This window comes from Paenibacillus sp. 32O-W, assembly GCF_007679495.1.
Classification (GTDB): Bacteria; Bacillota; Bacilli; order Paenibacillales; family NBRC-103111; genus Paenibacillus_L; species Paenibacillus_L residui.
Genome location: NZ_VEGP01000203.1, coordinates 1 through 313, shown reverse-complemented (window position 1 = coordinate 313; position 313 = coordinate 1). Strand labels below are relative to the sequence as shown.

The window sequence follows — 313 nt, the reverse complement described above, 5'->3', positions numbered from 1 at the left end:
CCGTTTGTAATATGGGTCGTGCCAATGTTTTTGCATGCGGGCAGCAAATTGTTGACCCGGACCGGAATGAGCGAGCCCAGAGGAATTTGAAACGGCAGGCTCGGAACATCAATATACGTGCGCAGCCCCGTGCTCGGATGCAGATCGATCCGGTAGCAGCCGATGCCGACCGAATCCGGGTAATCTTCAGCCGTTAATCCCGGTCTGCATGCGGGACTCAGATGCTGCTCCACAACGGTCAATTCGGCCCGAATTCTTCTTGCCTCGCGGATGTACGGACTTTTGGCCAACCCGTCCTCCGTGCCGACAGCAT

Annotated in this window: 1 protein-coding gene; it reads right to left on the bottom strand. The window is 56.5% G+C overall.

The features are described from left to right. The coding region (locus FS806_RS25455) for an FAD-dependent oxidoreductase (protein ID WP_144942150.1) at nt 1–313 on the bottom strand (313 nt) is incomplete at both ends.